Consider the following 23,514-nt stretch of genomic DNA (forward strand, 5'->3'; position numbering starts at 1 on the left):
TTTGAATTGCCATAGGAGTTTTCCGACCGGCCGCCGGCGCCGCCTGAGCGCCCACCGGGCCCGTGTCCGTACTTACTCTGGGGTAGTTGTTACGGGTGTTTCCAGTGCTAGAGGCCCTATGTGGATCAATTTGTGAGTTGGCTGGACGTCTCGGCGCGCCTCGAGTGCGCCGTCGCGGCAATTGATAAGTTTGCCGAACTTGTTTGCTGAACTGAGCTCTGGCTAATACCCGGCTTGACAAGGTGAGCCGCATCACATTTACTAAAACGTCAATAAGACAATGGATCCGCAGGTTGCGGCACTATCGGGAAGTTGCTGGATGTCGAGGATGTAGCTGGTGTAGCCTGCGCCTCGCGGCACTAGAAGCTGTAGAGTCCTCAGTGGATTTGCTCAGTTTTTAACGCCATCGTCAACGGAGACGACTACGCTACCGACTCACGGACGAGTCTCAGCGAGGTGCGGGAAAGGAAACAGGGCCTGCGCGCAAAGGCGCCCAAGGTAGTCCACACGCCGCAGATTTGCTTGCTCAGTCTTGCAGTACCCGCCTGGAAGAGGTTTGAACTACGTGGTTGAGACACCTGTCACAGCGGTCGCCGTCATCGGGATGGCGTGCCGATTGCCTGGCGGAATCGACTCACCTGACCAGATGTGGCAGGCGCTGCTCAAGGGTCAGGACCTCGTCACCACGATCCCGGAGAGCCGCTGGGATGCCGACGAGTACTACGACCCCGAGCCCGGAGTCCCCGGTCGCTCGGTGTCCAAATGGGGCGCCTTCCTCGACGACGTAGCGGGCTTCGACGCCGACTTCTTCGGTATCAGCGATCGGGAGGCCACCGCCGTCGATCCGCAGCACCGGCTGCTGCTGGAAACGGCGTGGGAAGCGATCGAGCACGCCGGCGTCGATCCGGCGTCCCTGGAGGGTTCGCGCACCGGTGTGTTCATGGGCCTGACCCATGGCGATTACCAACTGGTCGCCGCCGACGCCCATGCCATCGAGGGTCCCTACGGCTTCACCGGCAACAACTTCAGCCTGGCCTCCGGGCGTATCTCGTATCACCTCGGTCTGCGTGGCCCGGCCTCCTCGGTGGACTCCGCCTGCTCCTCGGGCCTGCTGGCGCTGCACATGGGAGCCAGAAGCCTGCACGAGGGCGAGAGCGATCTGGTGCTCGCCGGTGGCGTGACGATCGTGCTGGAGCCCCGCAAATTGTCCTCGGGTTCGGCCCAGGGCATGCTCTCGCCCACCGGACACTGCCATGCCTTCGACGCCGCAGCCGACGGATTCGTCCCCGGTGAGGCCGTCGGAGTGGTGCTGCTCAAGCGGCTCGCCGATGCCCAGCGCGACGGTGACCGGGTTCTCGCGGTCGTCCGCGGCACCGCCGCCAACCAGGACGGCCACACCGTCAACATCGCGACCCCGTCCCGTGACGCGCAGGTCGCCGTCTACCAGGAGGCGCTGGCGGTCGGCGCGGTGGATGCGCAGACCGTCGGCCTGATCGAGGCGCACGGCACCGGCACCCCGGTCGGTGACCCGATCGAGTACTCCAGCCTCGCCGCGGTCTACGGCGGCGCCGGCCCGGTCGCACTGGGCTCGTGCAAGACCAACTTCGGCCACTCCCAGTCCGCCTCGGGAGCCATCGGACTGATCAAGAGCGTGCTTGCGCTGCAGCACGCCACCGTGCCGCCCAACATCCACTTCAGCCGGCTGCCCGACGAGCTGGCGAGCATCAAGACCGACCTGTACGTGCCCACGGCCGCCACCGCGTGGCCGGCCGGCGAGCAGCCCCGGCGCGCCGCGGTGTCCGCCTACGGTCTGTCCGGCACGAATGTGCACGCGATCCTCGAAGAGGCCCCCGTCGCCGCCGCGGCGGACACCGGGGCCGACGGCCCGCAGATCTTCGTGCTGTCGTCGACGTCGGCGGAGGGCCTGCGTAGCACCGCCGGCCGGCTGGCCGACTGGGTCACCGAGCGCGCCGACACCCTGAATCTGCACGACCTGGCCTACACCCTGGCCCGGCGCCGTGCGCACCGCCCGGTGCGCACCACGGTGCTGGCCCACGATCACGCCACCCTCGTCGCGGCACTGCGCGAGGTCGCCGACGGCGAGACGCCGTATCAGGGCGCGGTGGCCAAGGACGACCGCGGCCCGGTGATGGTGTTCTCCGGCCAGGGCTCGCAGTGGGCGGCCATGGGCGCCGGACTGCTCACGAGCGAACCCGCCTTCGCGGCGGCCGTCGCCGAGATCGAACCGCTGATCGCCGCCGAGTCCGGCTTCTCGGTCACCGAGGAGCTGCGCGCCTCGGTCACCGTCACCGGTATCGACAAGGTGCAGCCGACCGTGTTCACCATGCAGGTGGCGCTGGCCGCGACGTTGAAGGCCTACGGCGTGCTGCCCGGCGCGGTGATCGGCCACTCGATGGGCGAGGTCGCCGCAGCCGTGGTCTCCGGCGTGCTCACCCTCGAAGACGGTGTCAAGGTGATCTGCCGGCGCTCCAAGCTGATGGCCACCATCGCCGGTTCCGGTGCGATGGCCTCGGTGGAGTTGCCCGCCCAGCAGGTGCTCTCGGAGCTGGCCGCACGCGGTATCAACGACGTGGTGCTGTCGGTGGTCGCGTCGCCCAAGTCGACCGTCGTGGGTGGCGCCAAGGAGTCGATCCGCGAGCTGGTTGCCGACTGGGAGAGCCGCGACGTGATGGCGCGCGAGGTCGCCGTGGACGTGGCCTCGCATTCGCCGCAGGTGGATCCGATCCTCGATGACCTGGCCGACGCGCTGGAGGATCTGGAGCCGTCCGAGCCGAACGTCGAGTACTACTCGGCAACGCTGTACGACCCCCGCGACATCGCCGACTGGGATGCCGACTACTGGGTCGACAACCTGCGCCACGCGGTGCGCTTCGCGGCCGCCGTGCAGGCCGCACTCGAAGACGGCTACCGGGTGTTCACCGAGCTGTCCCCGCACCCGCTGCTGACCCACGCCGTCGACCAGACGGCCAGCAGCCTGGACATCAGCCATGCCGCGCTGGCCAGTGTGCGCCGCGAACAGGAACTGCCGTACGGGCTGCGCGCCGTGCTCGCCGACCTGCACAACGCGGGTGCCCACATCGATTTCTCGGTCCTGTACCCGTCCGGCAACCTGGTCGACGCACCGCTGCCGAGCTGGACGCACCGCGAGCTCATGCTGGTGCGCGATCCGCACGAGCTGGCGCCCGGCGGCGCCACCATCGCCGTGCATCCGCTGCTGGGTGCGCACGTGCGGCTGCCCGAGGAGCCCGAACGTCACGCCTGGCAGGCAGATGTCGGCACGGAGACTCAGCCCTGGCTGGGCGACCATCAGGTGCACAACGTCGCCGCCCTGCCCGGTGCCGCGTACTGCGAGATGGCGCTGGCCGCCGCGCGTACCGTCCACGGCGATACCGGCGAGGTGCACGACATCACCTTCGATCAACTCCTGCTCCTGGAGGAGAACACCGAGGTCTCCGCGGCCGCCACGGTCACCGGGACCGGAAGTGCGGACTTCGCCGTGGAGACCTACCTGGAGGGCGAGCAGGTCAAGCGGGCCTCCGCCACGCTGCGCGCCGGCGAGGACGAGAGCGCGCCCGCCACGCTGGACATCGACGCCGTCATCGCGGCCCACCCGCTGCGGGTGGACGGTGCCGAGATGCGCGGCTGGTACAACCAGCGCGGCGTCCAGTACGGCCCGGCCTTCGCCGGTCTGGTGGCCGTCAACGTCAGCGACGACAGCGACCGTGACCAATCCGACGGTCCGTCGGACTCGGTGCTCGCCGAGGTGGCGCTGCCCGGATCGATCCGCTCCCAGCAGGGCGCCTACGGGGTGCACCCCGCGCTCCTGGACGCCTGCTTCCAGGCCGTCGGTGCCCATCCGGTGCTGCGCAGCGACACCACCGGCACCCTGATGCTGCCGCTCGGTGTGCGGCGGTTGCGCACCTACGCTTCCACCCGCAACGCGCATTACTGCTACGCCCGCATCGTCAGCGTCACCGCGGCCGCCGTCGAGGTGGACCTCGACCTGCTCGACGAGAACGGGGCTGTGCTGCTGTCCGTCGGTGGCCTGCGGGTCGGCACCGGTGTCTCCGACAGCGGCCAGCGCGACCGCACCTTCAGTGACCGGCTGCTGACCATCGAGTGGCGCCAGCAGGATCTGCCCGAGGTGGATTACCGCGACGCCGGTCGCTGGCTGCTGATCAGTACCTCCGATGCGGCTGATCTGTTGGCCACCAAGCTGGCCGACGCGCTCAAGAGCCACGACATCGATGTCACCACCATGGTGTGGCCCCAGCACTCCGACCACGATGCGCACGCCGCGCGGCTGCGTGAGCAGTTGGCGGCGCAGCAGTTCGGCGACGTCCTGGTGGTCACCCCGCCGCGGCACGGTGTCACCGATGAGCAGTCCGGTGTGCGGGGCGGCGACAATGTGCGCCACCTGGTGAAGATCGTGCGCGAGCTGCCCGAGACGCCGGGGGAGGCGCCGCGGCTGCATGTGCTGACCCGCAACGCCCAGACCGTGCTCTCCGATGACTCCGCCAACCTCGACGAAGCCGGTCTGCGGGGTCTGGTGCGGGTCATCGGCACCGAGTTCCCGCAGCTGAAGACCGCTCAGATCGACGTCGACGACTACACCGACGCCGCGCAGATCGCCGCGCAGCTGGTGTCCGGCAGTGATGAGGACGAGACGGCATGGCGCGGCAGCGAGTGGTACGTCGCCCGCCTGGTTCCCGGCCCGCTGCGCCCGGAGGAACGGCGCACCACGGTCGTCAACCCGGCGCGCGACGGTATGCGGCTGCAGATCCGCGTACCCGGTGACATCCAGTCCCTTGAGCTGGCCGCCTTCGAGCGGGTCGCGCCCGGGCCCGGCCAGATCGAGGTCTCGGTCACCGCATCCAACCTGAATTTCGCCGACGTCCTGGTGGCGTTCGGCAAGTACCCCAGCTTCGAGGGCCGGATGCCCAAGCTGGGGGCGGACTTCGCCGGTGTGGTCACCGCCGTCGGCCCGGGTGTCACCGGCCACAAGGTGGGCGACCGGGTCGGCGGCATCTCCGCCGACGGCGCCTGGGCGACCTTCGTGACCTGCGATGCCAATCTGGCGGTCACGCTGCCGCCGGGATTGCCGACGAATCGGGCGGCCGCGGTGCCCAGCGCGCACGCCACCGCCTGGTACAGCCTGCACGACCTGGCCCGCGTCAGCGCCGGCGACAAGGTGCTCATCCACTCCGCCACCGGCGGGGTCGGGCAGGCGGCGATCGCCATCGCGCGTGCCGCCGGCGCCGAGATCTACGCCACCGCCGGTAGTGAGGCTCGGCGGGAACTGTTGCGGGGCATGGGGATCGAGCACGTCTACGATTCGCGCAGCACCGATTTCGCCGATGAGATCCGTCGGGACACCGACGGATACGGCGTGGACATCGTGCTGAACTCGCTGACCGGAGCGGCGCAGAAGGCCGGCCTGGAACTGCTGTCCTTCGGCGGCCGGTTCGTCGAGATCGGCAAGCGTGACATCTACGGCGACACCCGGATGGGGCTGTTCCCGTTCCGGCGCAATCTGTCGTTCTACGCGGTGGATCTGGCGCTGCTGTCGCTGACCAATTCGGACACCCTTCGACGCCTGCTGGAGGTCTGCTACCAGCAGATCGCCGACGGAGTGCTGCCGTTGCCCGAGACGACGCACTACCCGCTCGAGGACGGCGCCACCGCCATCCGCGTGATGGGCGCCGCCGAGCACACCGGCAAGCTGGTCCTCGATATCCCGCACGGCGGTCAGATCAACGCGGTCGTGCCGCCCGAGGAGGCGCAGGCGGTCCGTCGCGACGGCGCCTACGTCGTCACCGGCGGTCTGGGTGGCCTCGGTCTGTTCCTGGCCGAGAAGCTCGCCGACTCCGGCGCCGGCCGGATCATCCTGAACGGCCGGTCGGCTCCTTCGACCGCCGCCAAGGAGGTCGTCGAGCGGATCCGTCACTCCGGCACCGAAGTCGAGGTCGAACTCGGGGACATCGCCGAGCCGGATACCGCCGAACGACTGGTGGTGGCGGCCTGCGCCACCGGCCTGCCGCTGCGTGGTGTGCTGCACGGCGCGGCCGTCATCGAGGACGCCGCAATCCCGAACATCACCGATGACCTGGTGGAACGCGACTGGGCGCCCAAGGTATACGGCGCGCTGAACCTGCACCGCGCGACCGCCAAGCAGACCCTGGACTGGTTCTGCGTGTTCTCCTCGGCGGCCGCGCTGGTCGGTTCACCGGGCCAGGGCGCCTACGCCGCGGCCAACAGCTGGCTGGACGCGTTCACGCACTGGCGGCGCAGCCAGAGCCTGCCCAGCACGTCGATCGCCTGGGGCCCGTGGGCCGAGATCGGCGCGGGCGCGGCCCTGGCCGAAAGTAGCGAGGCCGCCATCGAGCCGGAGGAAGGTGCCTTTGCGTTCGAGACCCTCCTGCGGCACGATCGTGCCTACAGCGGTTACGCGCCCGTGGTCGGCACACCGTGGCTGGCCGCGTTCGCCCAGACGAGCAAGTTCGCCGAGGCGTTCCAATCGTCCGGGCAGCGCAACACCGGCAGCGCATTCCTTGCAGAGTTGCATGAGCTGCCGCGGGACGAGTGGCCGGCGCGGATGCGCCGGATGATCGCCGAGCAGATCAGCTTGATCCTGCGCCGGTCGGTCGACCCGGACCGTCCGCTCGCCGAGTACGGACTGGATTCGCTCGGCACGCTCGAAGTACGCACCCGCATCGAAGCGGAGACAGGTATTCGTATCGGATCGACAGATATTTCCACGATCAGGGTGCTGGCCGATCGCCTGTGCGATGTGCTGGCACCTGACGAAGTATCGGTTCCGTCATGACCAGGGGTTGCGCAGCGTCGCGCGATCCGCGGTCCGACGTCGTCGAAGCAGGAGATGAATAGTGGTTGCGATGAAACCGATCCACGACTGGGTCGGCGAACCCGGTGCCGTCACTTCCTGGCATCCGACCCGGTCAACGCTCGCCAAGGTCAAGGACGCGCCGGTCAGCGATGTGCCGGTGAGTTATCAGCAGGCTCAGCACCTGCTCGCCTATCGGAAGCACGAGTCCTCCGGCACCGATATGGCCCGACTGAACATCCCTTCCTGGGACATCCCGGGGCGCTGCGATGTGCGGGCGATGACCCATGTCATCAACGCGTACCTGCGCAGGCATGACACCTTCCACAGCTGGTTCGAGTACGTCGAAACGGACGCCGGCGCGGCCGCCGGCAGCGGCAACATCGTGCGCCACACCCTGACCAACCCGCGGGACATCAAGTTCGCCGCCGTCGAGCACGGCCAGATGACCGCGTCACAGTGGCGCGATCACGTGCTGGCCACCGCCAGCCCGTGGGTGTGGGACTGCTTCCACATCGGGATGATCCAGCGCGAGGATCACTTCACCATCTACATCAGCGTCGACCATGTGCACACCGACGCCATGTTCATGGGACTGGCCTTCGTCGAGATCCACATGATGTACAACACGCTGGTCGAGGGCGCGGCGCCGCTGAAGCTGCCCGAGCCGGGCAGCTATGACACCTACTGCCGCGAGCAGCACGCATACGTGTCCGCGCTGACCACCGACTCGCCGGAGGTCCGCAGCTGGATCGAGTTCCTGCAGCACAACGGCGGCACCCTGCCCACGTTCCCGTTGCCGCTCGGCGACCCGTCGGTGGCCTACACCGGTGACGTCATCACCGTGCAGCTGCTCGACAAGGAGCAGGGCGACAAGTTCGAGCAGGCCTGCATCACCGCCGGCGCCCGCTTCAGCGGCGGCGTATTCGCCTGCGGTGCCATCGCCAACGCCGCGCTGACAGGGGCGGACACCTACCGGGTCATCACCCCGACCACGACGCGTCGCACTCCGGCGGAGTTCATGACCACCGGCTGGTTCACCGGCCTGGTCCCGATCACCGTGCCCGTCGAGGTAGATGCGTTCGGCGACACCGCTCGCGCTGCCCAGGAGTCGTTCGACGGCGGTCTGGACCTGGCCCATGTGCCGGTCGAGCGGGTACTGGAGCTGGGTGCCGAATCGCACGGCCTGCGCCCGCCGGAATCCGGTGTGCCGATGCTGTCCTACCTGGACGCCGGTCTGCTGTCACCCGGTGTGATCGCCGAATGGCAGCGCCTCAACGGCACCATCTACAGCGATTCGCGGTCGGCCTATCAGGTCGGGATGTGGGTGAACCGGGTCGAGCAGGAAACCACGGTGACCGCCGCCTTCCCGAGCAACCCGATTGCCCGGGAGTCGGTGCTGCGCTACCTCCAGGCAATGAAGTCGGTGTATTTGAGCGTCGTCGAGGGCCGGAGCGTCGCGGTCGCCGCCATCGCCGCGGATGCCGTCGACCTGGACCTCAAGACGGCCTGACCGCCGTTGTCGTTATCGGAGGTACCGAAGCGATGACCCGTGCCGATAACCGGCTCGATTTCACCGATCAGGCGATGTTCCTCGGGCTGCGCGCCACCGGCCAGGAGGCCGTGATGCAGGTGGTGTGGATCTACGAGCGGCCCGTCGACCTCGATGGTGTCCGGCGATTCCACCAGTGCATCGGGCACGGTCTGCTCGGTCGGCGTATCGAGCGTTCAGCGCTGCCCTTCGGGAGGCACCGCTGGGTCTCCGCGCTGGGCCCGCAATCGGACCTGGATTTCGACGAGCCCCGCGAACGCAGCGAGCTCGGACGCTGGATCGACGAGCGCGCCACGATGCCGCTGGATCCGGAGTTCGGCCCGGCATGGCATGTCGGGGTGCTCCCGATGATCGACGGCTCGACGGCGATCAGCATCGTGATCTCGCATTGTGTGAGCGACGGTGGGGGTGCGCTCGCCTCGATGGTCAACGCCATCCACGGCCGTACCCTCGACTACGGCTATCCGCCACCGGCGTCGCGGACCCGCGGGCAGGCGCTGCGCGCAGATCTGCGCGACACCGTCCGCGGACTGCCCGAGGTGGGCCGCACGCTGGTCGAGGCCGCCAAGCAGGCGGTCCGCCGGCGCGGTGAACTGTCGAAGGCCGGTGGTACCAAGCCCGTCGTCAGTGGACCGGATCATCAGGTGTTCACCCCGTCGGCCACCGTGTGCGTCAAGCTCGACGACTGGGACCGGCGCGCGGCCGAGCTCGGCGGCAACGGGCATTCGCTGGTCGCCGGGTTCGTCGCCACGCTCGCCCGGCAGATCGGGCGCGTGGGACCCGACGGCATGGTGACGCTCAACATCCCGCAGGGCGACAGATTGCCCGGCGACGGCGACACCCGCGCCAACGCGGTGGTGCTGGTCAACCTGGCCATCGACCCTATGAAGGTGACCACCGATCTCACCAAGGCGCGCGCGGCGATGAAGGAAGGGCTGCGGGTTGCCCGCGAGGTGCCCGACGAGAATCTGGCGCTGCTGCCGCTGACGCCGTTCATCCCGAAACGGGTCGTCAGGAAGATGGCCGATGTGGCGTTCGGCTTCAGCACCGAGCTGCCGGTGTCCTGCTCAAATATGGGTGACGTTCCCGAGGGCCTGCCCAATCTCGACGGGACCGAGGCCGACTTCGTCTTCCTGCGCGGTATCGACCGCGTCGCAACCAGGCACGCCCTGGAGGAGCGCTGTGGTCTGCTGACCGTGGTCGCGGGCAGGATCAACGGCACGGAGACGCTCACCTTCGCCGCCTACGCGCCGGGTGCGGAGAACACCACCGCCTGGCTGAAGGCCGAGCTCGGGCAGACGCTCGCAGCCTTCGAGCTGTCCGGCATGATCGAATAGTGATGGGGGACAGGTCTTTTGGAGTTCACTAACGGCGACGCCGTGGGCAACCGGCTGACGCTGTGGGACGAGGCGCTGGTGCGTGCGAACCGGGCCACCGGCCGGGTTCAGCTGATCAAGGTGGTGTGGGTCTACGAGCATCCCGTCGACATGGACGCGGTGCGGCGGTTCCACCGCAACTTCGGTTACGGGATGGCCGGCCGCCGTGTCGAGCGCTCGCCGCTGCCGTTCGGGCGCTACCGCTGGGTGTCCGCGCTGGGGCCGGCGGCCCCGCTGCACATCAACACCGACCCGTTGCCGCGCGAGCAGATCAGTGACTGGGCCGACCAGTGGGCGCAGGTCCCGATCGATCCGGAGACCGGGCCCGGCTGGCAGATGGCCGTGCAGTCGTTCACCGAAGGGGTGACCGCCATCTCGGTGGTGGGTTCGCACTGCCTCGGTGACGGTGTCGCTGCCCTGCTCGCGGTCGGCACCGCGGTGGCGGGCGCCAACATCGACATCGGATACCCGCCGCCGCTGTCGCGGCGCACCGGGCGGGCGATCGCCGCCGACCTGCGCGAGACCGTTCGCGGTCTGCCCGAGATCGGCCGCGCGGCGCGCAAGGCGGTCAAAGTGCTGCGCGCCGGTGGGCAGGAGGCTGCCGCGACCCCGAAGCCGGTACGCCCGCCGGTCGCCAACCCCGACGAGCGGGTCATCGTCCCGGCGATCACCACCTACGTCGATCTGGCCGAGTGGGATGCCCGCGCCGCGGCACTGGGCGGTAACGGCTACTCGCTGCTGGCGGCCATCAGCGCCAAGCTGGGTGAGCGGATGGGCCGCCGAAATCCGGACGGCAACGTGTCGCTGCTGATCGCCATCAGCGACCGCACCTCCGAAACCGACGTCCGCGCCAACGCGATGACGTTGGTCAACGCCAAGGTCGATCCGACCGATGTGACCAAGGATCTCAGCGCCACCCGGGTGATCCTGCGCAACGCACTGAAGTCGGCCAAGGATCAGCCCGACGAGATCCTGGAATTGATGCCGCTGACGCCGCTGGTGCCCAAGCGTCTGGTCAAGAAGGTCGCGGACATGATGATCGCCTCCGATGACATGCCGGTGGTGTGCTCGAACATGGGTGATCTCCCACCGGTACTGACCAGCGTGGACGGCACCGAAGCCGAGTACACGTCGTTCTACGGCGTCGATCAGGCCACCCCGCGCGGCGAACTGGAACAGGGCGACGGACAGCTGGTCGTGGTATCTGGACGTATCAGTGGCAAGATCATCATCGGCATCGTCGCCTATCAGTCCGGCGCCGAGAACACGAAGACCCGGCTGCGGGAACTGACCGCGGAGACACTGGCCGAATTCAATCTGACCGGCGTGTTCGTTTAATACTGCATTTCGATTTGCACGGCTGAGAAAGGCACATACCCGATGTCCGATACCTCCCTCATTGGCGTGCTCCGCGAACGCGCGAGCCTCCAGCCCGAGGACATTGCGTACACCTTCATGGATTACGACCACGAGTGGGACGGGGTGGCCACCACCCTGACCTGGGCGCAGCTGAACCGGCGCGTGCGCAGCCTGGCCGTCGAGATGCGCGCCATCGGCCAGCTCGGCGATCGCGCCGTCATCCTGGCACCGCAGGGCATGGAGTATGTCATCGGCTTCCTGGCCGCGCTGGAGGCAGGCATCATCGCGGTGCCGCTGTCGGTACCGATGGTCGGCCAGCACGATGAGCGGGTCTCCGCGGTGATCAAGGACTCGGCCCCGTCGATCATCCTGACCACCTCCGCGGTCGCCGCGACCGTCGCCGAGTACGCGAAAACCGACGATGGCGCGGCGGCGGCCGCGGTCATCGAGGTCGACGCCCTGGATCTGGACGCTCGGCGCAAGTCGCTGTCCAGCCGCGAGGAGAAGCCGGAGACTGCGTACCTGCAGTACACCTCCGGGTCCACCCGCACCCCGGCCGGCGTCATGGTGACCAACCGGAATCTGACCTCGAACTTCGAGCAGATGATGTGCGCGTTCTTCCCGCATTTCGGCAAGGTCCCGCCCTCGGGCGCCCACGTGGTGTCCTGGTTGCCCTTCTACCACGACATGGGTCTGCTGCTCGGTATCGTCGCACCGATCCTGGGCGGCTGGAGCACCGTGTTCACCACACCGCTGTCGTTCCTGGCCCGGCCCGCGCGCTGGATCCAGCTGATGGGCAGCTTCCCGCGGGTGGTCACCGGTGGGCCGAACTTCGCGTTCGAACTGGCGGCCGGCCGGACCACCGACGAGGATCTCGAAGGTATCGACCTCGGCGATGTCATCGCGGTGTACAGCGGGGCCGAGCGCGTGCACGAGGCCACCCTGAAGCGTTTCTCCCAGCGGTTCGCCAAGTTCAACTTCGACGAGGGGGTCATCCGGCCCTCCTACGGGCTGGCCGAGGCGACGCTGTTCGTCGGCACCGGCGTGCCCGGCCCGCCGAGCGTGGTGGCCTTCGACCCGGACAAGCTGTCCGCCGGGCTGGCCGAGCGCACCACCGACGGCAGCGGTACCAAGCTGGTCGGGTACGGCCACCCGGAGGACCCGGTGGTGCGTATCGTCGACGCCGAGACCCGCCTGGAGGTGCCGGCCGGCGGTATCGGGGAGATCTGGTCCTATGGTGAGAACAACTGCCTGGGCTACTGGGAGAAGGACGAGCAGACCGAGCACACTTTCGGCGGGCGCATCGAGAATCCGACCGCGGGCACGCCGGAGGGTCCGTGGCTGCGGACCGGCGATCTCGGCTTCCTTTCCGACGGCGAGCTGTTCATCATCGGTCGGATCAAAGATCTGCTGATCGTGCGCGGCAGCAACCACTATCCCGACGATATCGAGGCCACCATCCAGGAGATCACCGGTGGCCGGGTCGCGGCGATCGCGGTCGACGGGCACCGCAGCGAGCAGCTGGTGGCGATCATCGAGGTCAAGAAGCGCGGCGAGACCGAAGAGGCCGTGGTGGAGAACCTGCTCACGATCAAGCGGGATGTCGCCTCCGCGGTCTCGCAGACGCACGGTATCGCCGCGGCCGACCTGGTGCTGGTGCCACGCGGCGCCATCCCGATCACGACCAGCGGCAAGATCCGCAGGCAATCCTGTGTGGAGAAGTACAACAAGCAGGAGTTCTCGCGGCTGGACGACAAGGTGCCCACGGCCTGACGTGCGCGCCGGCTGATCGGGTGAACGAGCGCAATTACGATGTGGGGGTGGACAACACCCTCGCCTACATCGACCAGGGGTCCTTCCTCGGCCTACGGGCACTCGGTCGTGGGCCCATCGTGCAGGCCGTCTGGGTGTATGACCGCGGGGTCGATATGGACGGATTGCGCCGATTCCGCCGCAATCTGGCCAAGGGACTGTTCGGACGTCGGATCGAGCGGTCGGCGCTGCCGTTCGGCCGGCACCGCTGGGTGGCCGACGCCGACCCGCAGTCCCTCGACCTCTCGGCGCAGGAACGTCCGCGCGCCGACGTGTGGAACTGGGCCGACAAGTGCCTGGGCACACCGATCGATCCGGAACACGGCCCCGGCTGGCGGCTGGCGGTACAGCCATTGACCGACGGAGCGGCGGCGGTCAGCCTGGTCGTCTCGCATTCGATCGCCGACGGCCACGGTCTGGTCATCGCGGTCACCGATGCCGTCAACGGTGTCGACCGCGACCTCGGATATCCGCCACCGCGATCCCGGACACGGCGTGCGGCGCTGGCCCAGGATGCCCGGCAGACGCTGGCCGCGGTCCCGGAGATGGCCGCCGCGGTGGCGGCATCGGTGCGGGTGGCACGGGCCGAGCGCGAAGAGTTGGCGACCTCGTTCAAGGCCGCCGGCGATGTTCCGCCGGGCGACGACGTGCCGATGGTCGCCCCGTCGGTCGTCGTGTTCGTCGATGCGCAGCACTGGGATGACTGCGCCCAGCGCCTCGGCGGCACCAGCAATTCGCTGTTCTGTGGGATGGCCGCCCGGTTGGGTCAGCTGCTGGGCCGCGTCGGTGCCGACGGCCGGGTGAACCTGTCCTGGCCGGTCAGCGAGCGATCCGAGGGCGACACCCGGGCCAATGCGCTGGTGGCGGCGACGATGACGGCCGACCCCGACCAGGTTCTGACGGATCTGAGCGTGGTGCGATCGGACATGAAGAAGGCGTTGTCGGAGTCGGCCGAAACCTCGGTACGGATGACCGGCCCGCTGCCGTTGACCCCGCTGACCCCGCGCGTGGTGCTGCGCCGGCTGGAGGGCATGGTGCTGTCGGTGAACAGCCCCATCGGCTGCTCCAACATGGGTGAGCTGGGCCCGGCGTTCAGCCGGCCCGACGGGACCGATGCCGACTACGTGATGATGCGCGGTGCGGAACCGCAGATCACCAGCCGGGTGCTGAACCGGATCGGCGGGCAGTTGGTGCTGGGTGGCTGCCGGTCACGCGGCCGGGTGGCGGTGTCGGTCAGCTCGTGGTCGGTGGGCCGGCACAACTCCAAGGAGGCCCTGCGCGAGGTGGTGTTCAAGGTGCTCGCCGATTTCGGGCTGGCGGGCACCGTCGAGGGTCCCGCGAACTAGACCGCCCCGGCCTTCACCTTCTGCTCGATCAGATCGGCGGCCATGGTGACGCTCTGCTCGGGAGTGGCCAGCCGGGTCGCGAAATCGCGGGCCCGCGCCACCACCTCGGGGTCCAGTACGGTGCGCAGCGCCTCGGTCAGCGATTTCTTCGTGATCCTGGTGAAGCGCTGGGACGTACCGATTCTCAGCTTCTTGACCTGCCGCGCCCAGACGGGCTGGTCGGCGGACACCCACAGCACCAGGGTCGGCACGCCGGCGCGTGCGCCCGCGGCGGTGGTGCCCGCGCCGCCGTGGTGGACGACCGCGCGGCAGGTCGGGAACACCGCGGCATGGTTCACCGCACCGACCAGCTTGACGTGTTCGGCGTGGGGCATGGCGTCGAGTTCCCAGACCCCCGAACTGATCAGCGCGCGTTCACCGAGTTCGGCACACACCTCGGTGATCATGGTGACCGCTTCGACCGGGGATCGCACCGGCATGCTGCCGAAGCCGAAGTAGATGGGCGGCTTGCCCGAGGCGATCCACGAGGTCACCTCGTCATCGGTCTCGGTCTGCAGGCCCAGCGTGATGGCGCCGGTGAAGGCCCGGCTGCCGTTCCATTCCGCGGAGAGCCCCGGGTAGAACATCTCGTCGTAGGCCTGGATCTCCAGTGTCCCGTTGTCGACGACGCGCTTGGCGGACCGGACGCCGGTCTTGGGTAGGCCTAGCGTGGCGCGCTGCTCGTCCTCGGCCTTCTTGGAGACGCGCCACAAACCCCACTCGATGACCGCGAACCCGGATTTCGCGACCCAGCGCGGGGCCGGCACCGGGATGAGCTGGCTGTTGGGCCGGTTCGGGAAGTAGTGCAGGGCCGCCAGGGGGATGCCGTAGCGTTCGGCGACATTGGCGGCCACCTCCTGATAGGTGGTGCCGGTGAGGATGATGTCGGCATCGGCGGCCAGGTCGGTCAGCGCCGCGTTCATCTCGGTCCAACCCGCGGTGTAGTAGTCGATGGCCTTGCGGGCGACGGTCAGCGGGTTGTGGAACTGCCAGTAGTTCTGGAATGCGTCGCTTTCGACCTGTTTCTGGGAGTCGACGCCGTAGGGCACCGCATCGGTGAAGCCGATGGACGCGACGAAGCCGATCAGGTTCGGCGGGACCGCCATCTGCACCTGATGGCCGCGGTCGCGGAGTTCGCGGGCGACAGCGGTGCAGGGTTCGACATCGCCACGTGTGCCGTGGACTGCCACAACGATTTTCATCAGGTCGCAGTGTATGTGGTCCCGGACGGGCTGGGACGTCTCAGCGGTCGACCTTGGAGAACCATCTCGTCTTGATCCGCCAGGAGTGCGCCGAGGACAGCGCGAAACCGGCGCCGCAGGCGCACGCGAAGATCCACACGAAGACGCCGCGTTCCCATGCCAGGAATGCCGGGAAGATCGCCGACATGATCCTGATGATGCACGCGATGATGCCGCTGGCGCAGGCGACCAGGTAGACGTTGGCGATCCGCCGCGAGCGCGGGTCCTTGCGGAGCACCAGCAGGGCGCGCGCACCGTAGCCGAGCAGATAGATCAGCATGCCGCACAGCATCACCCAGTAGAGGCTCAGCCAGCTGTCGGTGGGGGAGGCGAAGAAGTCCCGGGCGTACACGTCGTGCGCGCTGCTCAGCGAGAAGGCGGCGAGCAGCAGCGGGATGCACAGGGTGGCGGGCAGCTCGACGTACTGCCGGAAGGCGCGCTGCATCTGGTGATCGTCCTGCAGGCGGCCGACAGCGTTGTAGACGATGGCCGAGGCCGCGACGATGTACATGTCGTGGCCGACGAAGTCTTCGAGATTCCACATCCCGGTCACCGAGTGCAGCGCCTTGCCCAGGGTTTCCGAGGCCAACGGCGACATCAGCAGGATCGCACCGCCCTGCAGCGCGATGTTCAGGGTGGCCGCGACCTCCCAGCGGCACGACCACGTCACACGGCGAATCCACAGACTCCACGCGATACACAACAGTGTGATCGCAATCAGTACGGTGAGTTCCATCGTGCGTCGCCTTCGAGGCCTGTGAGCTGACTTCCTGCCAGCAAATAGTACTGCTTACAGCGGCGGCGCGTCGCTACGTGGCGTCAATTCGGAGAGTTTCGGACGCCTGGTCTGTTGCTGCGGTTCGGTCTGCACGCGGACCGCATCCTGGACGGCGGTCACGGTGAAGGGCGTGGATTCGATGTAGTTCCACACCTCTTGCCTGCTCATGAGGCCGAATCGGATCTGAAGATCGGGGTAGCTCAAGGCGAAGCGGTCGGCAACCTGGCGCAACTCCTCCGCGTCGGGATAGCTGCTCTCTTTGATCCGCCGGTAGTAGGTGCTGCTGGAGATGTCCAGCGCGTCGTAGATGTCCTTGGCTTCGACGTCCCCGTCCAGGAGGTAGTCGAGCAGGGCTTTCAGCTGTCTGCCGTTCTCATCTGTCCGTGGCACCCACAAACAATAGCGTTATCCCGGCTTTGGGCGCTAGCAACCGAACAGCGGACACCATCTTCTTAATTGACAGGGGTGTCAGACTTTCGGGAGTGATGTCCCAATTTTGGGACACGCATTGTATTCTCGGCTGCATGGTTGCTCCGCTATTCCAGGACCGGATCTACGTCGACGACTTCGCGGCGTCGGGCTTCGACCTCGTTGTCGGGCAGGCGCACGACATCGCCTCCTCTCTGGCGCTGGCCGACCACGACGTCGACGGTGTTCCCGCCGGGTCGGACCTGCACCAGATGTCCGTGCCGATGTCGGCATTGCTCAGCGCCGAACTCGACGGCGCCGCCGCCCACCTGGGCGTTCTCAACGGCAAGATCCTGCTGGCCGCGCTCGGTCGGGCCGTGGCCCGCACCATCGGCACCGGTGTGGTGGCGGTCGACGTCGACTCGCACATCATCGCCCTGGACTGCGTCATGCCGACCGACCTGGACGCCACCCAGCTACTCGCACATGTGTGCTCGGCGCTCGCCGGCTGCACCGTCCGGGCCCCCGGGCAGGCCCTGGCCGAGCTGGCGTTCCGGTGCGCAGGCCCGGTCTCGTCCGATGAACCTCTGCAGGGGCACGCGCTGGAGTTGCGTGCCTACCGCAGCAACGGCCTGGTGGCGGTGGACCTGTGGTTCGACGCCCGCCGGTTCGAGGCCTACACCATCGAGGAACTGGCCGAGCAGTTCCCGCAGGCGCTGATCGAGATCACCTCCGAGGCGATCCCCGGATTCACCGACGCCGCCTGACCGTTAGACTCCTTTGCACAGGCGTTGATCCGGCCATCACCGGGGAGCCTCCGGAAGAACGGCGTTTCGGCGCTCAGTAGAACCGGACGGTCGGGCTCGTCATCGCCCAGATGAGCGGCGCACCATGCTGACCCCAGCGCGGTGTGCAAGCGGGGTGGTACCGCGGGCTCGCGCACCGGTCGCGATGTTCGTCCCCGTGCCTGAATCTCTGGGCACAGGAGACGACACAGTGACCCCACCTCCCGAGCCGGCCGTCTACCCGAAGCCGGCCGCCGGAGCACCTGACTTCCCGGCGCTGGAAGCCGAGGTCCTCGACTACTGGGGTGCCGACGACACCTTCCGTGCCAGTATCGCGCGGCGCGACGACGCGCCCGAGTACGTGTTCTACGACGGCCCGCCGTTCGCCAACGGCCTGCCGCACTACGGGCATCTGCTCACCGGATACGTCAAGGACATCGTTCCCCGCTACCGCACCATGCGCGGATACAAGGTGGAGCGCCGGTTCGGTTGGGACACCCACGGTCTGCCCGCCGAGCTCGAGGTTCAGCGTCAGCTCGGGATCACCGACAAGGCACAGATCGAAGAACTCGGCATCGAGAAGTTCAACGATGCCTGCCGCGCCTCGGTGATGAAATACGCCGGTGAATGGCGCGCCTACGTGACCCGCCAGGCGCGTTGGGTCGACTTCGAAAATGATTACAAGACACTGGATCTGGACTTCATGGAGTCCACCATCTGGGCCTTCAAGCAGCTCTGGGACAAGGGCCTGGCCTATGAGGGCAACCGGGTGCTGCCGTACTGCTGGAATGACGAGACACCGCTGTCCAATCACGAGCTGCGGATGGATGACGATGTCTACAAGAGCCGGCAGGATCCTGCACTCACGGTGGGATTCAAGGCGACCGACGGCCCCCTGGCCGGCAGCTACCTGCTGATCTGGACCACGACACCGTGGACGCTGCCGTCGAACCAGGCCGTCGCGGTCAATCCGGCGGTCTCCTACGTCACCGTCGAAGGCCCGGACGGGCACCGGTTCGTGCTCGCCGAGGCCCGCCTGGGCGCCTATGCACGCGAACTCGGCGAGGAACCGGTCGTGGTCGCGACCCACCTCGGTGAGCAGCTGCTCGGCATGCACTACCTGCCGCCGTTCCCGTACTTCGCGGACGCGGTCAACTCATTCCAGGTGCTCGGGGCGGACTTCGTCAGCACCGAGGACGGCACCGGGATCGTGCATATGGCGCCGGCCTACGGCGAGGACGACAAGGCGACCGCCGACACCGCCGATATCGTCGCCGTCACGCCGGTGGACTCCAAGGGCCGCTTCGATGCGACGGTGCCCGATTACGCCGGCCAGCAGGTGTTCGACGCGAACCAGCAGATCATCCGGGATCTCAAGAACGGCACCGGCCCGGCCGCGGTGAATGCCCCGGTGCTGCTGCGCCATGAGACCTACGAACACTCCTATCCGCACTGCTGGCGCTGCCGAAACCCGTTGATCTACCGCGCCGTATCGTCCTGGTTCGTCAAGGTCAGCCAGTTCAGGGACCGGATGGTCGAACTCAATCAGGACATCACCTGGTATCCCGAGCATGTCAAGGACGGCCAGTTCGGCAAATGGCTGTCGAACGCCCGTGACTGGTCGATCTCACGAAACCGCTACTGGGGCACCCCGATCCCGGTGTGGGTGTCCGACGATCCGGCCTACCCGCGCACCGATGTTTACGGCAGCCTGGACGAACTGGAACGCGATTTCGGGGTGCGGCCCGACAATCTGCACCGGCCGTTCATCGACGAGCTGACCCGCCCCAATCCCGATGACCCGACCGGGAACTCGACCATGCGGCGCATCGAGGACGTGCTCGACGTGTGGTTCGACTCCGGATCGATGCCGTACGCGCAGGTGCATTATCCGTTCGAGAACCAGAAGTGGTTCGATGGCGTGAGTGGCGATGGTGGCGCAGAGGCGCATTTTCCCGGCGATTTCATCGTCGAGTACATCGGCCAGACCCGCGGCTGGTTCTACACCATGCACGTGCTGTCCACTGCGCTGTTCGACAAACCGGCGTTCAAAACCTGTGTCGCACACGGTATTGTCCTCGGCAACGACGGCCAGAAGATGAGCAAGTCGCTGCGCAACTACCCGGACGTGTCGGAGGTGTTCGACCGCGACGGGTCCGACGCCATGCGGTGGTTCCTGATGGCCTCGCCGATCTTGCGCGGCGGCAACCTGATCGTCACCGAACAGGGCATCCGCGAGGGTGTCCGGCAGGTGCAGCTCCCGTTCTGGAACGCCTACACCTTCCTCACGCTGTACGCGCCGCGGAAGGGCACCTGGCGTACCGATTCGGCGCACGTGCTGGACCGCTACATCCTGGCCAAGCTGGCCGCGTTGCGCGACGATCTGACGCTCTCGCTGGACACCTGCGACATCTCCGGAGCATGTGATCAGCTGCGCCAGTTCACCGAGGCTCTGACGAACTGGTATGTGCGGCGGTCACGTTCGCGCTTCTGGGAAGAGGACCGCGATGCCATCGACACCCTGCACACCGTGTTGGAGGTGACCGGCCGGCTCGCCGCGCCGCTGCTGCCGCTGGTCTCCGAAGTGGTCTGGCGCGGTGTCACGGGGCAGCGCTCGGTACATCTGACCGACTGGCCCGAGGCCGCCGACCTGCCCGCCGATCCGGATCTGGTGGCGGCCATGGACCAAGTGCGCGAGGTCTGCTCGGCGGGCTCGTCGCTGCGCAAGGCAAAGAAGCTCCGGGTGCGGCTGCCGCTGCCGAAACTGACCGTGGCGGTGAGCAACCCACAGAGTCTGCGGCCCTTCGCCGACCTGATCGCCGACGAGCTCAACGTCAAGGCGGTCGAACTGTCCGATGACGTGGACAGCTACGGCCGGTTCGAACTGGCGGTGAACGCCCGGGCCGCCGGCCCGCGCATCGGTAAGGACGTGCAGGCGGCGATCAAGGCGGTCAAGGCCGGCGAGGGAGTGGTCAATCCCGACGGCACGCTGACCGCCGGTCCGACGACGCTGCTGCCTACCGAATACACGTCCAAACTCGTTGCCGCCGATCCGGAATGGACCGCGGCGCTGGACGACGGCGCCGGTCTGGTGGTGCTCGACGGGCAGGTCACACCGGAGCTGGAGGCCGAGGGCTGGGCCAAGGACCGCATCCGGGAACTGCAGGAGTTGCGCAAGACCACCGGGCTGGAGGTGTCCGACCGGATCAGCGTGGTGATCGATGTTCCGGTGGAGAAGCTGGAGTGGGCGCAGACCCATGCCGGCCTGATCTCCGGCGAGGTGCTGGCCACATCGTTCGAATTCGGCAGCGTTGCGCAGGGTTCGGATATCGGGGACGGCGTGCGGGTGACCATCGCGAAGGCCTGAACTCAGCCGGTGACCACCCGCGCGGACAGTCCGGCGATGGACACCTCGTCGCCCGGGTGCAGCTGGCGTCCGCGGCGCAGGTCGACATCGCCGTTGACGCTGACCTGCCCGTCGGCGATCACGGCCTTGGCGTCGGCACCGGAATCGATCAGTCCGGCGAGCTTGAGGAACTGCCCGAGCCGGATCGATTCGTCGCGAATGGGCACGTCATCCATGTCCGTCAGAGTAGCCACCTAACATCTCCGGGGTGGAGCGCTGGGTGCTGCATCTGGACATGGACGCGTTCTTCGCGTCCGTGGAACAGTTGACCCGCCCCACGCTGCGCGGCCGACCGGTGCTGGTCGGCGGCCTCGGGGGGCGCGGCGTGGTCGCCGGGGCCAGTTACGAGGCCAGGGTGTTCGGCGCGCGGTCGGCGATGCCGATGCACCAGGCCCGGCGGATGGTGGGCGCGGCCGCGGTGGTGCTGCCCCCGCGCGGGGTGGTCTACGGCGCGGCCAGTGGGCGGGTGTTCGAGACGATCCGCACCGTGGTCCCGGTGCTGGAGCAGCTGTCCTTCGACGAGGCGTTCGGCGAACCCGCCGAACTTGCCGGTTCGAGCACCGCCGAGGTGGTGGACTTCTGTGAAGCCCTGCGCGCAAGGGTTTTGGCCGAGACGGGGTTGGTGTCCTCGGTCGGGGCCGGATCCGGCAAGCAGGTGGCCAAGATCGCCTCCGGGTTGGCCAAACCGGATGGGGTCCGGGTGGTCGGCCGCGAGGAGGAACGCGACCTGCTGGCGGGGCTGCCGGTGCGCGCGCTGTGGGGAATCGGGCCGGTGGCCGAGGACAAATTGCGCCGCCTCGGTATCGAGACCATCGGGGCACTGGCGGCACTGACCGACAACGAGGTCGCCGACGTGCTCGGCGGGACCATCGGGCCCGCGCTGCACCGGTTGGCGCGCGGTATCGACGACCGCCCGGTGGCCGAACGCGCCGACGCCAAACAGATCAGCGCCGAGTCGACGTTCGCCGAGGATCTGCGCACGCTGGAGCAGTTGCGTGATGCGGCCGCGACGATCGGTGAGCACGCGCACCGCCGCCTGCTCAAGGACGGGCGCGGCGCGCGGACGGTGACGGTGAAGTTGAAGAGATCGGATATGAGCACCCTGACCCGCTCGGCGACGCTGCCCTACGCCTCGACCGATGTGGTCCTACTCATCTCCACCGCACGCCGATTGCTGCTCGACCCCATCGAGATCGGGCCGATTCGTCTTGTGGGCGTGGGCTTTTCCGGCCTCTCCGATGTCCGGCAGGAATCGCTGTTCCCCGACCTGGACCAAGGCGCCGAGGACGTTCCGGTCGCCGCGGCCGACGGTCCCGTGCCCGCGCCGGTGGTTGCCGGTGCGGCTGTGTGGCGGATCGGCGACGACGTCACCCACCCCGAACACGGTCACGGCTGGGTGCAGGGTGCCGGGCACGGCGTGATGACGATCAGGTTCGAGACCAGGGCGTCGGGGCCGGGTATCGCGCGCACGTTCCGCGCCGACCTTCCCGAGATCACCCGGGCCAACCCGATCGACAGCCTGGATTGGCCGGAGTACCTGGATGCGCTCTACCGCAGCGGCGAGTAGCCGCCCACCGGTCAGCCCCACTCGGCGAAGACATCGGCGGCAGGGGAGCCCGCGGCCAATGCCGCCATCAGCAGCACCCTGGCCTGGGCCGGTCGCAGCGTCGCTACCACCACCGCTCCGGCGTCGACGAGCGCGCGGCCCGGACCGTAGGCGGGGCGCACCCGCCCGCCGGGCACCCGGGTGGACACCGCCACGCTCACGCCGGCCGCGCAGGCGCGCCGCGCACCGTCGATGATGGCCTGCCCGGCATTGCCCGATCCGAGGGCTTCGAGCACCAGTCCGCGCGCGCCGGCGGCCACACAGGCGTCGAGCGCGACGGCATCGGCGCCGGGGTAGGCAGCGATGATGTCGACCCGCGGCGCGCCGGCGGCGTGCAGCGCGCCGAGCCGCGGCCGGCGCGGCGACATGTCGAAGCGCACGACGCCCCGACCTACCGACCCGACCGCCGATCCGGCGAAACCGCGCAGGTCATCGGTGGCCACCTTGTGCAGGCCCAGCGGTTCCCAGATGGTGCCCGCGAAACTCAGCAGCACACCGGCGTCACGGGCCTGCGGGTCGGCCGCCACCGTCAGCGCGTCGCGCAGATTGCCCGGGCCGTCCGCATCGGAAGCGTCGGCGCTGCGCTGCGCGCCGGTGAGCACCACCGGAACCGCGCCGGCATAGGTCAGCTGCAGCCACAGCGCCGTCTCCTCCATGGTGTCGGTGCCGTGGGTGATGACTATGCCGGTCGCGCCGTCGGCCACGGCGGCGGCGACGGCGGCGCCCATCCGGTCCCACTCGGCAGGTCCGAGCGCCGAGCTGTCCACGGCCATCAGCTCGACCACCGAGACGTCCAGACCGCTGGTGAGGTCGGCGCCGCTGCGGGTCGGCCGGGCCACGCCATCGGGTCCGGAACTGGTGGCAATGGTGCCGCCGGTGCTGATCACGACGAGGCGATGCATGCCCGCAATTGTTCACCCACCCGGGCGGCTGCGCGGAAG

Annotated in this window: 14 protein-coding genes; 9 read left to right on the forward strand and 5 right to left on the reverse strand. The window is 68.1% G+C overall.

The features are described 5' to 3' along the window. Window positions 1–565: 565 nt before the first annotated feature. The 6 genes from pks2 to C6A86_RS13240 all read left to right on the forward strand — a co-directional run bounded on the left by pks2 (window position 566) and on the right by C6A86_RS13240 (window position 14,310). Entirely contained in the window at window positions 566–6,847 is a 6,282-nt protein-coding gene (gene pks2 / locus C6A86_RS13215; RefSeq protein ID WP_105364135.1) for a sulfolipid-1 biosynthesis phthioceranic/hydroxyphthioceranic acid synthase, read from the forward strand. Between the two features lie 61 nt (window positions 6,848–6,908). Beyond that, on the forward strand, window positions 6,909–8,378 hold the full coding sequence (locus C6A86_RS13220) for a condensation domain-containing protein (RefSeq protein ID WP_168145021.1): 1,470 nt from the start codon (window positions 6,909–6,911) through the stop codon (window positions 8,376–8,378). Window positions 8,379–8,410: 32 nt separating this feature from the next. Then, window positions 8,411–9,754: a hypothetical protein gene (locus C6A86_RS13225; RefSeq protein ID WP_105364130.1), complete on the forward strand. Its 1,344-nt coding sequence runs from the start codon at window positions 8,411–8,413 to the stop codon at window positions 9,752–9,754. Window positions 9,755–9,796: 42 nt separating this feature from the next. Beyond that, window positions 9,797–11,131, forward strand: coding sequence for a hypothetical protein (locus tag C6A86_RS13230; protein WP_233213065.1), 1,335 nt, complete (start codon window positions 9,797–9,799; stop codon window positions 11,129–11,131). 42 nt (window positions 11,132–11,173) lie between these two features. Then, window positions 11,174–12,925: an AMP-binding protein gene (locus C6A86_RS13235; RefSeq protein WP_311101179.1), complete on the forward strand. Its 1,752-nt coding sequence runs from the start codon at window positions 11,174–11,176 to the stop codon at window positions 12,923–12,925. A 47-nt stretch (window positions 12,926–12,972) separates the two neighbouring features. Further along, window positions 12,973–14,310, forward strand: coding sequence for a wax ester/triacylglycerol synthase family O-acyltransferase (locus C6A86_RS13240; RefSeq protein ID WP_233212921.1), 1,338 nt, complete (start codon window positions 12,973–12,975; stop codon window positions 14,308–14,310). Here the strand turns inward: C6A86_RS13240 and C6A86_RS13245 are convergent. Genes C6A86_RS13245 through C6A86_RS13255 form a run of 3 tightly spaced genes read right to left on the reverse strand, consistent with a single transcriptional unit; the run spans window position 14,307 to window position 16,758 of the window. Further along, entirely contained in the window at window positions 14,307–15,551 is a 1,245-nt protein-coding gene (locus C6A86_RS13245; RefSeq protein WP_105362387.1) for a glycosyltransferase, read from the reverse strand. The two genes, C6A86_RS13240 and C6A86_RS13245, sit on opposite strands and share 4 nt — an antisense overlap. Before the next feature lie 40 nt (window positions 15,552–15,591). After that, window positions 15,592–16,326, reverse strand: coding sequence for a hypothetical protein (locus C6A86_RS13250; protein WP_105362386.1), 735 nt, complete (start codon window positions 16,324–16,326; stop codon window positions 15,592–15,594). Between the two features lie 54 nt (window positions 16,327–16,380). After that, entirely contained in the window at window positions 16,381–16,758 is a 378-nt protein-coding gene (locus C6A86_RS13255; RefSeq protein WP_105362385.1) for a transcriptional regulator, read from the reverse strand. Between the two features lie 134 nt (window positions 16,759–16,892). Between C6A86_RS13255 and C6A86_RS13260 the strand changes: the two genes are divergently transcribed. Continuing rightward, a complete protein-coding gene (locus tag C6A86_RS13260; protein ID WP_105362384.1) occupies window positions 16,893–17,543 on the forward strand; it encodes a hypothetical protein in 651 nt (216 codons plus the stop codon). A gap of 229 nt (window positions 17,544–17,772) precedes the next feature. Then, window positions 17,773–20,928, forward strand: coding sequence for an isoleucine--tRNA ligase (ileS, locus tag C6A86_RS13265; protein WP_105362383.1), 3,156 nt, complete (start codon window positions 17,773–17,775; stop codon window positions 20,926–20,928). Window positions 20,929–20,930: 2 nt separating this feature from the next. Here the strand turns inward: ileS and C6A86_RS13270 are convergent, their stop codons facing one another. After that, entirely contained in the window at window positions 20,931–21,143 is a 213-nt protein-coding gene (locus tag C6A86_RS13270; protein ID WP_105362382.1) for an RNA-binding S4 domain-containing protein, read from the reverse strand. 59 nt (window positions 21,144–21,202) lie between these two features. Between C6A86_RS13270 and C6A86_RS13275 the strand changes: the two genes are divergently transcribed. Further along, window positions 21,203–22,534 carry a DNA polymerase IV gene (locus C6A86_RS13275; RefSeq protein WP_105362388.1) on the forward strand — a complete coding sequence of 444 codons (1,332 nt, stop codon included), beginning with the start codon at window positions 21,203–21,205 and terminating at the stop codon, window positions 22,532–22,534. Window positions 22,535–22,545: 11 nt separating this feature from the next. Here the strand turns inward: C6A86_RS13275 and C6A86_RS13280 are convergent, their stop codons facing one another. Continuing rightward, window positions 22,546–23,475 (reverse strand): asparaginase, encoded by a 930-nt coding sequence (locus C6A86_RS13280; RefSeq protein WP_105362381.1) that lies wholly within the window; start codon window positions 23,473–23,475, stop codon window positions 22,546–22,548. Window positions 23,476–23,514 lie beyond the last annotated feature (39 nt).

This window comes from Mycobacterium sp. ITM-2016-00316 (assembly GCF_002968335.2).
Taxonomy (GTDB): domain Bacteria; phylum Actinomycetota; class Actinomycetes; order Mycobacteriales; family Mycobacteriaceae; genus Mycobacterium.